The organism is Glutamicibacter sp. NPDC055354 (assembly GCF_053644955.1).
The window spans coordinates 1844174-1857902 of sequence record NZ_JBSHMB010000001.1 but is presented as its reverse complement, the minus strand read 5'-3'; the positions used below and the strand labels follow the sequence as shown (position 1 = coordinate 1857902).

13 protein-coding genes are annotated in these 13729 nt (G+C 64.4%); 5 read left to right on the top strand and 8 right to left on the bottom strand.

What is annotated here, in order from left to right:
* Window positions 1–10 precede the first annotated feature (10 nt).
* Complete coding sequence (locus ACWICV_RS08630) at window positions 11–799, top strand: IclR family transcriptional regulator (protein ID WP_105656236.1); 789 nt, start codon at window positions 11–13, stop codon at window positions 797–799.
* Between the two features lie 107 nt (window positions 800–906).
* Window positions 907–2007, top strand: a complete 1101-nt coding sequence (locus tag ACWICV_RS08625) for an alanine racemase (RefSeq protein WP_454090437.1) — start codon at window positions 907–909, stop codon at window positions 2005–2007.
* Window positions 2008–2016: 9 nt separating this feature from the next.
* Here ACWICV_RS08625 and ACWICV_RS08620 read toward each other — a convergent pair whose 3' ends face one another.
* Window positions 2017–3015 carry a DNA topoisomerase IB gene (locus ACWICV_RS08620; protein ID WP_454090438.1) on the bottom strand — a complete coding sequence of 333 codons (999 nt, stop codon included), beginning with the start codon at window positions 3013–3015 and terminating at the stop codon, window positions 2017–2019.
* Between the two features lie 207 nt (window positions 3016–3222).
* Between ACWICV_RS08620 and ACWICV_RS08615 the strand changes: the two genes are divergently transcribed.
* Entirely contained in the window at window positions 3223–4911 is a 1689-nt protein-coding gene (locus tag ACWICV_RS08615) for a long-chain-fatty-acid--CoA ligase (RefSeq protein ID WP_454090439.1), read from the top strand.
* Here the strand turns inward: ACWICV_RS08615 and ACWICV_RS08610 are convergent.
* From ACWICV_RS08610 to ACWICV_RS08590, 5 genes are all read right to left on the bottom strand, one after another.
* Entirely contained in the window at window positions 4908–6503 is a 1596-nt protein-coding gene (locus ACWICV_RS08610) for a dipeptide ABC transporter ATP-binding protein (protein ID WP_402473590.1), read from the bottom strand. The genes ACWICV_RS08615 and ACWICV_RS08610 overlap by 4 nt on opposite strands.
* Entirely contained in the window at window positions 6500–7297 is a 798-nt protein-coding gene (locus ACWICV_RS08605) for an ABC transporter permease (RefSeq protein WP_454090440.1), read from the bottom strand. The genes ACWICV_RS08610 and ACWICV_RS08605 overlap by 4 nt, the downstream gene beginning before the upstream one ends.
* On the bottom strand, window positions 7294–8226 hold the full coding sequence (locus tag ACWICV_RS08600; RefSeq protein ID WP_454090441.1) for an ABC transporter permease: 933 nt from the start codon (window positions 8224–8226) through the stop codon (window positions 7294–7296). The genes ACWICV_RS08605 and ACWICV_RS08600 overlap by 4 nt, the downstream gene beginning before the upstream one ends.
* Window positions 8227–8232: 6 nt before the next feature.
* Window positions 8233–9897 carry an ABC transporter substrate-binding protein gene (locus ACWICV_RS08595; protein ID WP_454090442.1) on the bottom strand — a complete coding sequence of 555 codons (1665 nt, stop codon included), beginning with the start codon at window positions 9895–9897 and terminating at the stop codon, window positions 8233–8235.
* 131 nt (window positions 9898–10028) lie between these two features.
* Window positions 10029–10637, bottom strand: coding sequence for an NAD(P)-dependent oxidoreductase (locus tag ACWICV_RS08590; RefSeq protein ID WP_454090443.1), 609 nt, complete (start codon window positions 10635–10637; stop codon window positions 10029–10031).
* 83 nt (window positions 10638–10720) lie between these two features.
* Here ACWICV_RS08590 and ACWICV_RS08585 point away from each other — a divergent pair, with 83 nt between their 5' ends.
* Window positions 10721–11089 carry a winged helix-turn-helix transcriptional regulator gene (locus ACWICV_RS08585; protein ID WP_454090444.1) on the top strand — a complete coding sequence of 123 codons (369 nt, stop codon included), beginning with the start codon at window positions 10721–10723 and terminating at the stop codon, window positions 11087–11089.
* Here the strand turns inward: ACWICV_RS08585 and ACWICV_RS08580 are convergent.
* The gene (locus ACWICV_RS08580; protein WP_454090445.1) at window positions 11086–11595 is read right to left on the bottom strand and encodes an N-acetyltransferase family protein; all 510 of its coding nucleotides are present in this window, start codon (window positions 11593–11595) and stop codon (window positions 11086–11088) included. The two genes, ACWICV_RS08585 and ACWICV_RS08580, sit on opposite strands and share 4 nt — an antisense overlap.
* A gap of 118 nt (window positions 11596–11713) precedes the next feature.
* On the opposite strand from ACWICV_RS08580, the gene ACWICV_RS08575 reads away from it, so the two are divergent.
* Complete coding sequence (locus ACWICV_RS08575) at window positions 11714–12850, top strand: acyl-CoA dehydrogenase family protein (protein ID WP_332488881.1); 1137 nt, start codon at window positions 11714–11716, stop codon at window positions 12848–12850.
* Window positions 12851–12860: 10 nt separating this feature from the next.
* Here the strand turns inward: ACWICV_RS08575 and ACWICV_RS08570 are convergent, their stop codons facing one another.
* Window positions 12861–13565 carry an NUDIX hydrolase gene (locus tag ACWICV_RS08570; RefSeq protein WP_402473586.1) on the bottom strand — a complete coding sequence of 235 codons (705 nt, stop codon included), beginning with the start codon at window positions 13563–13565 and terminating at the stop codon, window positions 12861–12863.
* Window positions 13566–13729 lie beyond the last annotated feature (164 nt).

The following is a 13729-nucleotide window of genomic DNA, read 5'->3' as shown; positions in this document are numbered from 1 at the left end:
TAATGTGGTCATGAGCAATTCCCCGGCTGGAACCCAAGTCGTAGGGCGGCTGGCCGCCGTGCTTCGCACCGTGAGCACCGCAATGCCCGAGGGCATCACCACGACGCAAACGGCCCGGAGCACCGGTTTGGCCCGGCCCACCGTGCATCGCCTGCTCAGCGCGTTGGCCACCGAAGGATTCTGCGACCACGATCATCGCACCGGCCGCTGGCTGCTTGGCCCCGAGCTCTACCTCATGGGCGCGGTGGCAGCCGAGCGCTACGACATCAGCGAATTGGCCCGCGAGCATGTTGCCGCGCTGGCCGAGGCGACCGGGGAAAGTGCGTTCCTCTCGGCGCGGCGAGGGGACGAAACCGTGTGCTTGCTGCGCCAGGATGGAGCCTTTCCCATCCGCTCGTTCGTGCTGTATGAAGGACGGCGCTTCCCGCTGGGAGTCGCTTCGGCCGGAATCGCGATCCTTGCTTTCCTGCCTGAACAGGGCATTGAGCGCTACCTGCGCGATGCCGATCTAGAGCCAGGATATGGGCCGGCGCATTCGCGCGAAGAGCTGCGCAAAAAGGTCGCCGAAACCCGCCAGCTGGGCTATTCGGTCAACCCCGGCTTGATCGTCGAGGGCAGCTGGGGCATGGGTGCTGCGGTTTTCGACAACTCGGGACAGCCTGCCTGGGCACTGAGCCTGACCGGGATCCACACTCGCTTTGAAGCGGACCGCCGCGAAGAGCTGGGCAATCTCCTGCTGCACCACGCGCACGAGCTGTCCACCAAGCTGTCGGCCCGGTCAAGCACGCTGCCACGCTAGTTTTTCCTTCCCCTGTACAAAGCTTCCTGCGGTAATCTTTCAGATCGGCGGGAATGCCTATTTCCAGGATTCCCCGTGACGCAGCCAAGTGCAGAAGGACGGAAAATTTGGGCACTATCCCGGCCGGAATCAACACCCCGCAGGTCATCGTTGACGTAGCGAAGCTCCAGCAGAACATTGACCGGGTGGCCCACCGGGTGGCGAGCCAGGGCCTGAAACTGCGCCCGCATGCCAAGACGCATAAGATGCATGAAATCGCCGAACGCCAGATGGACGCCGGTGCCGCCGGACTCACCGTGGCAACTGTCGGCGAAGCCCTCGCGTTTGCGCTGCACGGGGTCGCGAAGATCTTCATCGCCTACCCTCTGTGGGTCAATGAATCCCAGGCGGCACGCATCCTGGAGCTGATGCGCCGTGCCAAGCTGAGCATCGGCACGGACTCTGTCCAGGCCGTGCAGCAGATGGCCAGGATGCTGGGGGAGAAGGCCTCCAAGATCAAGCTCGTCATCGAGATCGACAGCGGCCATCACCGAAGCGGCACCAGCCCGCAAGGCGCGGTGGCAATAGCCGATGCCGCCCGTGCGGCAGGCATGCGCGTGCATGGGATCTTCACCTTCCCCGGCCACAGCTACTCGCCGGACGGCATCGACGCGGCACTCAACGATGAGCACAAGGCCCTGGCCGAAGCGGCGTGCCTGCTGCGCGAGGCCGGGCATGCCATCAAACGCATCAGCGGGGGCTCCACCCCGACCGCCGAACTGAGCGACAACTCGGTGCTGACCGAGGTGCGTCCAGGGGTGTACGTCTTCGGCGATGCGCAGCAGTTCGAGCTGGGGCGCGTGCGCTGGGAGGATATTTCCCTGACCGTCGCGTCCACCGTGATCAGCCGCCATGAAGGCGATGGGCAGATTCCCCGGCGCATCGTGCTGGACGCCGGCAGCAAGGTGCTCGGAGGCGACCGCCCGGCCTGGGCCACCGGATACGGACGCATTGCCCAGTGCCCTGAAGCCCGCATCAGCGCACTATCGGAGCATCACGCCACCGTGCTGTGGCCCGAGCACTTGGATCTGCCGGCCCACGGCGAGCAGCTCCACGTCATCCCGAACCATGTCTGCGTCGCGGTGAACCTGGTCGACAACGTGCTGGCAGTGCATGAGGACGGCACCAGCGAGGTATGGGATGTAGCGGCCCGCGGACTGAACTTCTAGATTCTGAACCTAGCTGGCCCTTTCGAGGAACCGCAGCAGGCAGCGCGAAGCCGGATCCATATGGTTCTTGGTCCCCAGCTGCCGCTTGGAACGGCGCAGCGCCGCCAATTTTTCCGGATCGTCCGCCAGCTCCAGCACACGGGGATCGATATAGGAGCCGGCCGCGATTTCGGGAGTATTGCCCAGTTTTCCGGCGGCCTGCTCGATGGCCAGCTTGCGCAGATTCCTGGCATCATCGGCAGCCATAGCCGAGGCGGGAGCCTCGACCAGTGCCCTGAAAGCCGCCAAGCTGCCGCCCCAGGTCCTGAAGTCCTTGGCGGTGAATCCGCTACCCAGGTGCTCCTCGAGGTACCGGTTGATTTGCGCAGGCTGGAGCAAGTGCGAGTGCCCATCGTCATCCAGGTAGCGGAAAAGCTCGTAGCCCGGCTGATCGCGCAATTGGACCAGTACTCGTGCCAGTCGCCGGCTCCTGATTTTCACATGCTGCTGCTGGCCGCTCTTGCCGGGAAACTCGAGGGTGGCGCAATGCCCTTGGACCTCCAGATGCTTGGCTCGCAGCGAAGCGGCCCCGAACGATTGGTTGGCGCGCGAGTAGGCGTGCGTGCCGATGCGCAGCAGGTGCAGATCCAGCAGCAAGACCACGGCCGCAGTGACCCTGTCCTTGTCGTTTCTTCCCCGGCGCAGATCCCGCAGCAGCTGGCGGCGGAGATTGGGCAGTGCGCGGCCGAACGCCGGCAACCGGTCGAACTTGGCGGCATCCTGCCGCTCGCGGAAATCGGGGTGGTAGATCATCTGGGTGCGTCCTGCCGCATCGATTCCGCGAGCTTGGACCTTGGCCCGCGCACTGGCCGCGATCTGGACCTGTTTCCATGCCGGCGGGATCGACAATTGCTTGATCCGATCCAGCAGGTGCTGGTCCTTCACCGTGCGTGCCCCTTCCAGATAGAAGAAGCCGGTTCCCGCGCGCCGGCGCGTGATGGGAAGCCGTTTGCTTCGGCGTGCTGGCATGGATGCCTCCCGGTAGTTGCGTAGCCGTGCAATCACGCACACGCTATCGCCGATCGCTGCCCTGATCCGGGTGTTCGCAGGAAAATCCCAGCTGTGCGGTGCCGGGGTATTCCTGCCAGCGGGCGGATCCGCCACCTGCAGCGCGTCGTTTGCGCCCGGGAAACCCTGGAATCGCGCCGCGCTTCGTTACAGGGCATGATTGGAGGTATGGAAAATAGTGCTGCGCCCGCATGGGTGGCAAATTACCAGCCGGGAGTCCCGGCCGAAATCGAGCTGCCCACCGAACCGCTCAGCCGCATGTTCGAGCGCTCCGTGCGTGAAGCCGGCGAGAGTCCGGCGACCGAATTCTTCGGCCGCCGCACCAGCTACGCCGATCTGGGCGCGCAGGTAGCCAAGGCCGCCGAGGGCCTGCGCAAGCTCGGCGTGCGTGCCGGCGACCGCGTTGCGCTGATCCTGCCCAACTGCCCGCAGCACGTGATCGCCTTCTACGCGATCCTGCGCCTTGGCGCCGTCGTGGTGGAGCACAACCCGCTGTACACCTCGCGCGAACTGCGCCACCAGTTCGAGGACCACCAGGCGCGCATCGCGATTGCCTGGGACAAGGTCGTGGCCAACGTCCAGGAGTTCCCCAAGGACGTGCAGCTGGACTCCATCGTCTCGGTCAACCTGCTCGAAGCCTTCCCCGCGGTCAAGCGCCTGGCGCTGAACCTGCCGGTCAAGAAGCTGCGCGAGACCAAAGCGTCGCTCACGGCCCGCACCTCGGGCACCGTGGCATGGAAGGACCTGCTCTCCGGTGCGCAATTGGATGCGAACCACCCGCATCCGGATGTCGATGACCTGGCGGTCATCCAGTACACCTCGGGGACCACCGGCCACCCCAAGGGTGCCATGCTCACCCACTTCAACCTCTATTCCAACGCCTTGCAGGGCGAGGCCTGGATGCTCGGGGCGCAGGAGCGCGAGGAAATCCTCTACGCGATCCTGCCGATGTTCCATGCCTTCGGCATGACCCTGTACCTGACCTTCGGAGTGAAGAAGCAGGGACTGCTGGTGCTCTTCCCGAAGTTCGATCCGCAGATGATCCTGGATGCCTGGAAGAAGTCCCCGGCCACCGTGTACTGCGCGGTGCCGCCGATCTACGAGCGCACCGCCCTGGCGGCCAAGGAGCGCGGCGTCTCGCTGAAGAGCGCCAAGTACTGCATCTCCGGGGCGATGAACCTGCCCGACCATGTGGTGGAGCTGTGGGAATCGATGTCCGGCGGCCTGCTGGTGGAAGGCTACGGCATGACCGAGTCCTCGCCGGTGGCCTTGGGCAACCCATTCCACCCCAGCCGCCGCACCGGCACCATCGGCGTGCCCTTCCCCTCGACACTGATGAAGGTCGTGGACGTGGAGGACCCGAGCCGGGAAGTGGCCCAGGGAGAACCGGGCGAATTGCTGATCAAGGGCCCGCAGGTGTTCCAGGGCTATTGGAACAACCCGGAGGAAACGGCCAAGGCCAAAACCGAGGACGGATGGCTGCGTTCGGGCGATGTGGTCACCGTTGACGAGGACGGCTTCGCCCAGGTGGTGGACCGCGCAAAGGAGCTGATCATCACCGGCGGCTTCAACGTTTCACCGACCGAGGTCGAGATCGCCCTGCGCCAGCACGCTGACGTGGCCGATGCCGCAGTATTCGGAAAGCCGTTGGCCCGCGGCGGCGAAATGGTGGTTGCCGCGGTGCAGCTCGAAGAGGGCTGCGGGCTGAACGAGGACGCGCTGCGCGCTCACTGCCGCGAGCTGCTGGCCGCCTACAAGGTGCCTAAGCGCATCGTGCAGATCGATGAGATGCCGCGCTCGCTGCTGGGCAAGATCCTGCGCAAGCAGGTCAAGGACCAGATGGTGGATCTGGTCTAGCGCAACCGCGGCATCGCCGAAAGCAGCAGTTTCGTGTAGTCGTGCTGCGGGGCGCCGAAGACCTGGTCCGTAGAGCCCTGCTCGATGATCTTGCCTTCATGCATCACCGCAACGGAGTCGCTCATGTGCTCGATCACCGACAGATCATGGCTGATGAACAAGTAGCTGGTTCCGGTGTCCAGCTGGATCCGATCCAGCAGGTCCAGCACCGTGGCTTGGATTGATACATCCAAGGCCGAGACCGGCTCGTCAAGGACCAGCACCTGCGGCTTGGGCGCTAGCGCGCGGGCAATTGCCAGGCGCTGGCGCTGCCCGCCGGAAAGCTCGCGCGGGTTGCGGCCCAGCAATTCGGTGGACAGCTCGACTTGTTCGAGCAGTTCAGCCGCCGGCTTGCGGTACTCAGCGGCGCGCTTGGACTTGCCGCGGCTCAGCGCATCGGCCAGCAGCTGCCCCACCGAATAGCGCGGATCGAAAGACCCCAACGGGTTCTGGTAGATCGCGCCCATTTGTTCGCGCAGCTTTCGGCGCTGGGATTCGAGGGCCGGGGCAAAGTGCTCGCCGAGCAGCTGGACATTGCCTGCATCAGGCTTCTGCAAGCCCAGCACCATGCGCGCGGTGGTGGTCTTCCCGGACCCGGATTCGCCGACAACGCCCAGGGTCTTGCCCCGGGGCAGTTCGAAACTGATCGCATCCACGGCCTGGTGCTTGCCGAACGTTTTGGACAGCTGCGTGGCTGATAACGCGGGGGCAGTAGTGGCGGGTGCTTCTGGCGGTGGTGCCGTCAACGGCTTGCTGGCTGCCGACAACGGGGCGAAGCGCGGTATCCCCGAAGGCACGGCCCGCAGCAATTGGCGGGTGTACTCGTGCTGCGGGTCGCCCAGGATCTGCCCGGTGCTGCCGGCCTCAACGATTGCACCGTTGCGCATCACCGCAATGTCGTCGGCCAAATGCGCTACCTGGGCCAGATCGTGGCTGATCATCAGCACGCCGCGGCCCTGCTCCTTGAGCTCGCGCAGCTGCGAAAGGACCAGTGCTGTCAGCGCCGAGTCCAAGGCGGTGGTTGCCTCATCGGCGATGACTACCTGCGGGTTGCCGGCCAGGGCCTGGGCAATCAGGGCACGCTGGCGCATGCCGCCAGAGAGCTCGGTGGAACGCTGCTTGGCACGGCGCCCGGGCTCGGGCATGCGCACGGATTCCAGCACCTGGAGCACTCGCTGCTGGCGCTCGGATTTCGACATCTTGCCGTGCGCCTTGAGCGCATCACCGATTTCCCGGCCCACCGGGCGCAGCGGATCGAGCGCCATCAGCGCATCCTGCAAGATCATGGACACCGAATTCCCGCGGATCTGCTGCCAGCCGCGGTCGGAGAGCTCCAAGGCGTTCTGCCCGCAGACAGCGAGCTCGGCGGCGCTGACGGTGCCGCCGGAGAGGCCAAGCAGGCTGCGGGCGGTCACGGATTTGCCCGACCCGGATTCGCCGACCAATGCGAGGCAACGTCCGGCCTTTACGGTGAAGGAAATGTTCTTCACCGCCACGGTGGAACCGAAATGGACCGAAAGGTCCTTGACCGTAATCAGTGCTTGCTCGTTCATGCTGTCCTTGCCCTTCCGCCCAGCGCGCGGCCAATCAGCGTGGCGCCTGCGGCCACGACAACTATCGCCAAGCCGGGGAACAAGCTCATCCACCACGCGAAGTGCAGGTAGGTGCGCCCGGCCGAAAGCATGGCACCCCATTCGGGAGCTGGCGGGGGAGTGCCCAAGCCCAGGAAGGACAGGGCAGCAGCCCAGATCACGGCTTGGCCGATCCCCAAGGTCACCAGCGCCAGCAGGGGCTTGAGGGCGTTGGGAACCAAATGGTTGCGGACCAACAGCCACGAGCCGCGGCCCAGCACGGTGGCTGCCTCCAGCATTTCCGAACTCTTCAGCGTGCGGATCTGGCTGCGCACCAGCCGGGCATATCCCGGTGCGGTGGACAGGCCCACCGCGACGATGGCCGGCCCGACACCGGGTCCGGTGAAGGCAATGATCAGCAGTGCCATCAGCAAGGATGGAATCGCGTAGAGCGCTTCGAGCACGCGCAGGATGATCTCGTCGAGCCAGCGCGGGGACAATGCCGCAGCTGTGCCCAAGACGATGGCCAATCCCATGCCCAATCCCGTGGCCGCCAGGCCGATAGCCAGCGAGTCGCGGGCACCATGGATGACACGGGTATAGATGTCGCGGCCCGATTCGTCGGTGCCGAAGAAATGCGCGGCGCCGGGTTTGCTGAATGCCTCGGCCGGGTTGATGGCCAATGGGTCGCCCGGAGCCAGCACCGAAGGGGCCAGCGCGATGAGCGCCCACAGGGCAATAAAGGAAACCGAGAGGATCTTCGCGGCGCGGCTCATGTGCTGGCCCCCGCCGGATCAATGGCGCGTTCGATGCCCTCGGTAATCGCCATGGCCACGATGTACACCAGTGCGGAGAACAATGCGATGCCGGTGACCATGGGGATGTCGCGGGCCAGCACCGCAGAGAGCAGTGAGCGGCCCAGGCCCGGACGGGCGAAGATCGCCTCGACCACCACCGCGCCGGAAAGCAGCGAGGAGAAAGCCCAGCCGGTCAGGCCCAGAGCAGGCAAGGCGGCATGGCGCAAGCCATGGCGCCAGAAGACCGCCAGCCGGCTTTCGCCACGGGCACGCGCGGCCAGCGCGAACTGGCTGCCCAGGGCTGCACTCAGCGAATCGCGCATCAGCTGTGTGAGGAACCCGGCCAGCGGCAATGCCAAGGTCAGCACGGGAAGTACCAAACCCTGGGCGGTGCCGTTATCCACGGCCGGCAGCCAGCCGAGCATCGAGGAGAAGAGCATGATCAGCACCGCGCCGAGCCAGAAGTGCGGCACGGCGGCGGCAATGATCTCCACGATATTTCCCAGCCAGGCGCCAAAGCGGTTGGCCCGCATGGCCGATGCCGCGAAGCCCAAGGCCAGCACCCAGGCGGCCGCCAGGGCCAGCAGAGCAAGCCAGAGGGTATTGGGCAGGAGATCGCCCATGATGCCGGCGACCGGCTGCTTGAGCGAATAGGAGGTGCCGAAGTCCAAGGTGGCCAGCTTGCCCAGGTACATCAGGTACTGGGAGATGAGCGGCAGGTCCAGTCCGTACTCGGCGCGGGCCGCGGCCAGCGCTTCGGCCGAGGCCTGGGAACCGGGGCCGCCCATGATTGCTTCGGCCGGGTCGCCGGGGATCAGCCGGATGGCGATGAAGATGGCGGTGGCCACCAGCCATAGCACCACCAGCGCGCCGCCGATCTTGCGCCCGGCCCAAGCAATCGTGCCCATGGGGTGCTACTTGGTGATGAAGGTGTCGTAGTAGACCGGCGAGGACACCGCGGTGGTGGCGCCGATGCCGTGCACGTTCTTGCCGTAGAGGAAGTGGTTCTGCTGGTCGTAGAGCGGCAGCACGTAGTAGCCCTCCAGGACCAGCTTCTGGGCCTGCTCGTACAGCGCAGCGCGCTGGGCTTCATCGTTGGCCTCTTCGGCCTGGGCCAGGATCCCATCGAGCTTCTCGTTCTTCACCTGCGCGTTGTTGGCGAAGTAGCCCGATGGCGCCGGGACGGTCGAGTCGGAGTGGTACAGGATGCGCAGCACCGACGGGCCGACCTTGGTGTAGGGAGCCGAGACCAGGTTGTAATCGTGCTTGGCCAGGGCGCCGTACCAGCTGGACAGGTCCAGCAGCTGGATCTTCACCTCGAAGCCCACGGCCTTGGCCTGGGCCTGGAACTGCTCGAACAGGGACTGCTCGGCAGGAACCGACTGGTTGGTGGAGACCGGGAAGTCCAGCGACAGGCGCTTGCCGTCCTTCACGCGGTAGCCTTCGGCGTCGCGTTCGCTCCAGCCTGCTTCATCGAGCAGCGCGTTGGCCTTGGCAACGTCGGTGGTGAACAGCGATTCATCGGAGTAGCCCAGCGGTTCGGCTGAAGACAGCAGCGAGTAGCTGCGCTCGGTGGTGCCGAAATAGAGGGCCTTGACGCCGGCGCTGGCATCCACGGAGCGGATGAACGCCTCGCGAACGCGCTGGTCATCGAATGGCGCCTTGGAGCTGTTCAGCTCCAGGCGGTTGGAAGCACCCGGGCGCGGAGCGTCCAGATGGCCCAGCGAGCCGTCCTGCTTTGCCGTGGCGATGGTGTCCGGCTGCGCGTTGTCGATGACATCGACTTCGCCCGAGACCAGGGCTGCGTAGCGGGTGGCGGCCTCAGGGATGAAGCGCCAGGTGATGGCCTCCAGATAGGCCTTGGAATCGGAGCGCTCCGCGTTCTTGACCGGCGGCACGTAGTCTTCGTTGCGGACCAGGTTCACGGCCTTCTGGTGCTCCCAGGATTCGACCTTGAACGGGCCGGTGCCTACCGGTGAGGCGCAGTTGGTCGCCTGGTCGCGTTCCAGCGCCTTGGGGGATTCGATGGCGGTCCATGGCATGGACAGCGATTCGAGCAGCGCGTTATCCGGGGCGGAGAGCGTCAGCTTGGCGGTGAGCTCATCGGCGATCTCGATATCCACGACCTTGCCCACGGCCAGGTAGCCGGTGGAGGACGCGGTATTCGGATCCTTCAGGTGCTCGATGTTGGCTTCGATGGCTTTGGCGGTGAGCTTCGTGCCGTCGGTGAAGGAAATCCCATCGCGCAGGGTGATGGTGCGGGTCAGCCCGTCATCCGAAACTTCGGTGCTTTCGGCCAGCCACGGGATGATCTTCCCGTCGGCATCCTTGGTGAACAGGGATTCGAGGTACTGGCTTGCCACCAGGGCTTGCGGGTAGTTGCCGCCCACATGCGGATCCAGGCAGGCCGGCTCGGCGTCGCCCGAAGCATAGACCAGGGTGCCGCCGGCAACCGGCTTCGCCTCCTCTGCGGGGGCATCGGGTCCTGCCCCTGCCGAGCAGCTGGCTAGAAGGGATCCAAGGAGCGGGAGCGCGATAGCGCAGCCAAGGATCTTGGACGCGCGCGAGTTTCGTTGCATGGGGAAGGGCTTACCTCGATGAACTAGTGGTGATGACCAAACCAACTCTAGCCATCTGGAACGCATTCGTCAGATCGGAGCGAATCGCTCCGATCCGACGAAACCTGGCTAGCGGCACTGCGCGAGGTGATCTACTTTTCGCTGGCCACGGTCATGCGGCGGTTCTGGTGGACCGGGGTTTCGATTTCATCGAGGATCGCCACGGCGAAGTCCTGGGAGGAAACGAAGTCGCCCGCTGGCGAATCGGTGCCCAGGGTGTAGCTGCCGGTGCGGCGTGCAGGCATGATCACCGGGGCTGGAGCCACGACGGTCCAGGTGATGCCGGAAACCGAAGTGAACATGTCGTAGACCTCGGCGCAGGTGGTGGCCTCGGCCTTGTATTCCTCCGGGAAACCCGGGGTGTCGACCAGGCGGACGCCGTCTACCTCGGTAGCGCCGGCGCCGCCGACAACCAGCAGGCGGGCTGGGACCAGGGTTTCGGTGATCTGTTCGAAGGCATCCAGGTATTCCTGGTGGTCGCCACCGGTGCGCGATGGCGGTACGGCAATGACGAGCACGTCGTTGTTCTTTCCCAGATCGCGGTAGGTTGCCCCGTCGCCCAGCTCGGCGGCCACGGTGGTGGTTCCGTCGATTTCCTTGCCCGAACGGGAGACCGAGGTGACCTCATGGCCGCGTGAAATGGCTTCGGCAACGACTTCCGAGCCGACCATGCCGGTAGCTCCGTAAACTGCAATCTTCATGGTGTTCTCTTTCCTTGGGAAATTGGGTCCGGCACAATGGTATCTTTTAGATACCGCCCACTACAACGAAACTAGGTTTCCTCATGGATAGCCATGGCTCTTTTGACGTGTTCGTGCAGCAATGCCCTTCACGTGAAATCATGCAGCGCCTAGGCGATAAATGGACGCCGCTGGTCCTCTTGTCCCTGGCTGGCGGCCCGCAACGTTTCTCCGCATTACGCCAGCGCATCGGCGCGGTCACCCCTAAAGTGCTCACCAATACCCTGCGCAACCTGGAGCGCGACGGGCTGGTGCAGCGCACCGTATATGCCCAGGTGCCGGTGCGGGTCGACTACGAGCTGACTGATTTGGGACGCGGGATCCTGGAACCCATGGAAATGATGCGCCTGTGGTCCGAGGAGCATGTGCCCAAAGTGCTCGCTGCCCGTGAGCGGTTCGACGCGCGCGGCTAATGGCCAGGTGGAGCAGTAGGACGCAGCGGCAGGAACATGAAGTGCTTGCCCACCAGCCCCTTGGTCGGATGGTTGAAGGCGCCCGGAATGGTGCCCAGGATCTTGAAGCCCAGCGATTGCCATAGACGCACTGCAGCCTCATTGGTCTCGACGACAGCATTGAACTGGATACCGTGATAATTTTCCTGCCGGGCCCAGTCGATCACGTATTCGCCCAGTGCTCGTCCCACGCCGCGATTGCGGCGTTCCGGATCGACCAGGAAGGACGCGGTGGCTATGTGGGCTCCCCGTCCGGGCTTGTTTGGCCCCATCTTGGCCGAGCCGATGATCCTGCCATCTGCCACGGCAACGACCGTTTGCCCTGGTAGCGTCTCCATCCACCAGGGGCGGGCTTCTTCAAGGGTTTGGCCTTGGGGGAAGGCGTAGGTCTGTCCCTCATCCATGATTTTGCGGTAGAAGCCGAAGATCCCAGGCCAATCCCCGGCGGTGCTTGTCCGGATTTGCATGCGCTTAGCCCAACTCTTTCGAAATGAATGCTTCGGAACTCATCCTATTGGTCCTCATTGTATCTTGCGTCACATAGACTGAGGTCAAAGACGCAAGGTGCAGGCAAAGGAGCCGGTGTTGTTTGAAGTAAGCGAAGACCAGAAGTCGTTGATCGAGATGGTCCATGATTTCGCCGAGACCAGGATTGCTCCCAATGCCCTGAAGTGGGACCAGGAACAGCACTTCCCGGTGGATGTGCTGGCCGAAGCCGGACAGCTGGGCATGGGCGGAATCTATGTTTCTGAAGATCATGGCGGATCCGGTCTGAGCCGCAGCGATGCGGTGCTGGTCTTCGAGGAACTCGCCAAGGCCGACCCGACCTTGGCCGCCTACATTTCCATCCACAACATGGTCGTGTGGATGGTCGACACCTTCGGCAACGACGCGCAGCGCGCCAAATGGCTGCCATCGATGACCGCCATGGACGACCTGGGCTCCTACTGCCTGACCGAGCCCGGAGTCGGCTCCGATGCGGCGGCCCTGTCAACCCGTGCCCGCAAGGACGGTGACGAGTATGTGCTCAGCGGCGTCAAGCAATTCATCTCGGGAGCTGGAAGCTCGGCGCTCTACATCGTCATGGCCCGTACCGCTGATACCGGTTCGCGCGGCATCAGCGCCTTCCTTGTTCCCGGGGATGCCGAGGGCCTGAGCTTCGGGCCGAACGAAAAGAAGATGGGCTGGAAGGCGCAGCCCACTCGCCAGGTGATCATGGAAGGCGTGCGCATTCCCGCCGCCAACCTGCTGGGCGAGGAAGGCCAGGGATTCTCCATGGCCATGCAGGCACTCAATGGCGGCCGCCTGAACATCGGGGCCTGCTCGCTGGGTGGCGGGCAGAGCGCGCTGGAGAAGTCGGCGCTGTATTTGAAGGAGCGCCAGGCCTTCGGCGGACCGCTGACCAGACAGGAAGCGCTGGTCTTCAAGCTGGCCGAAATGGACATGGAGCTGGAAGCCGCCCGCTCCTTGCTGCGCCGTGCCGCCGCCGCACTGGACGCGAAGAGTCCGGACCGCGTCCGCCTCTGCGCGATGGCCAAGAAGATGGCCACGGACGCCGGATTCAACGCCGCCAACAGCGCTATCCAGCTGCACGGCGGCTACGGCTACCTCGCGGACTACGGGATGGAGAAGATCACCCGGGATCTGCGCGTGCACCAGATCCTGGAAGGCACCAACGAGATCATGTCGCTCATCGTCGGACGCACGCTGCTGGAATCCTGACCGGCGGCAATCAGGCGTTGAACTGCTTTTCCGAATTCCGCACAGCGTTTCCCGAGAGGGAATCGCGGGGATCCGGATGAACCGATGAGATGGCCGGCTCGATGGAAATGATCTGCTCGATGCTGCCCTGCTCCATCGCATCCCGCAAGGTGCGCTGGGTGGGGCGCATCATTTTAATCTCGCCGCGTTCCAGGGAATCGAAGAGCTCCTGGGGGCTGATCCATGTGGAGATCACCGCTTCGGTGGTCTGGTGGACTGGTTCCTGGCCGGGGCGCAAGGCCGCGACAAAGAAGTACGTATCGAACCGCCGCGGGAAACCGGCTGGGGTGACCCAATTGGCCCAGGGGCGCAGTTGGCCAGGATCCAGCAGCAGCCCTGTCTCCTCGAAGACTTCACGACGTGCTGCGGCCAGGATCTCCCCGGCCAGATGCTCCGCGCGATCTGGTCCTTCCCCAAGGATCGAGGTGCGCGCCCATTGCCGGGCGTGCTCGCTGAGCAAGGCGGGATCCAGCTCTCCTGCCGCCACCGCTTGGCCGTCTTGGGCATCAACTCGGCCGCCGGGATAAACCACCATGCCGGCTGCGAAGTCCATGGTGTTCACGCGATGCTGGACGAAAACCTCAAACCCGCCAGCTGCCTCGCGCAGCAGCAAAACACTGGCCGCTTTGCGGATCGGGACCTCTGCGGGAGTCGCAGGTATCGGGGAAGTCGTCATTGCCTACCATGTCCTTGGCTCTTGGAAGTGAAAATAGCCTTCGAGAGCCAGCTTAGCTTCCAGCGCACAGCAAACGGGCAACCGGCAGAAACCGCTGTGCATGCTTGCACATTGACCTGCGGAATCTGCACAGCAAATGCCGTTGACCGGATTCCTGGCGGAGC

Bases quoted from the DNA above. Each gene is read 5' to 3' on its own strand.
- ACWICV_RS08630 (WP_105656236.1), top strand. From the start codon at position 11: ATGAGCAATTCCCCGGCTGGAACCCAAGTCGTAGGGCGGCTGGCCGCC.
- ACWICV_RS08620 (WP_454090438.1), bottom strand. From the start codon at position 3,015: ATGCCAGCACGCCGAAGCAAACGGCTTCCCATCACGCGCCGGCGCGCG.
- ACWICV_RS08615 (WP_454090439.1), top strand. From the start codon at position 3,223: ATGGAAAATAGTGCTGCGCCCGCATGGGTGGCAAATTACCAGCCGGGA.
- ACWICV_RS08610 (WP_402473590.1), bottom strand. From the start codon at position 6,503: ATGAACGAGCAAGCACTGATTACGGTCAAGGACCTTTCGGTCCATTTC.
- ACWICV_RS08605 (WP_454090440.1), bottom strand. From the start codon at position 7,297: ATGAGCCGCGCCGCGAAGATCCTCTCGGTTTCCTTTATTGCCCTGTGG.
- ACWICV_RS08600 (WP_454090441.1), bottom strand. From the start codon at position 8,226: ATGGGCACGATTGCTTGGGCCGGGCGCAAGATCGGCGGCGCGCTGGTG.
- ACWICV_RS08595 (WP_454090442.1), bottom strand. From the start codon at position 9,897: ATGCAACGAAACTCGCGCGCGTCCAAGATCCTTGGCTGCGCTATCGCG.
- ACWICV_RS08590 (WP_454090443.1), bottom strand. From the start codon at position 10,637: ATGAAGATTGCAGTTTACGGAGCTACCGGCATGGTCGGCTCGGAAGTC.
- ACWICV_RS08585 (WP_454090444.1), top strand. From the start codon at position 10,721: ATGGATAGCCATGGCTCTTTTGACGTGTTCGTGCAGCAATGCCCTTCA.
- ACWICV_RS08580 (WP_454090445.1), bottom strand. From the start codon at position 11,595: ATGCAAATCCGGACAAGCACCGCCGGGGATTGGCCTGGGATCTTCGGC.
- ACWICV_RS08570 (WP_402473586.1), bottom strand. From the start codon at position 13,565: ATGACGACTTCCCCGATACCTGCGACTCCCGCAGAGGTCCCGATCCGC.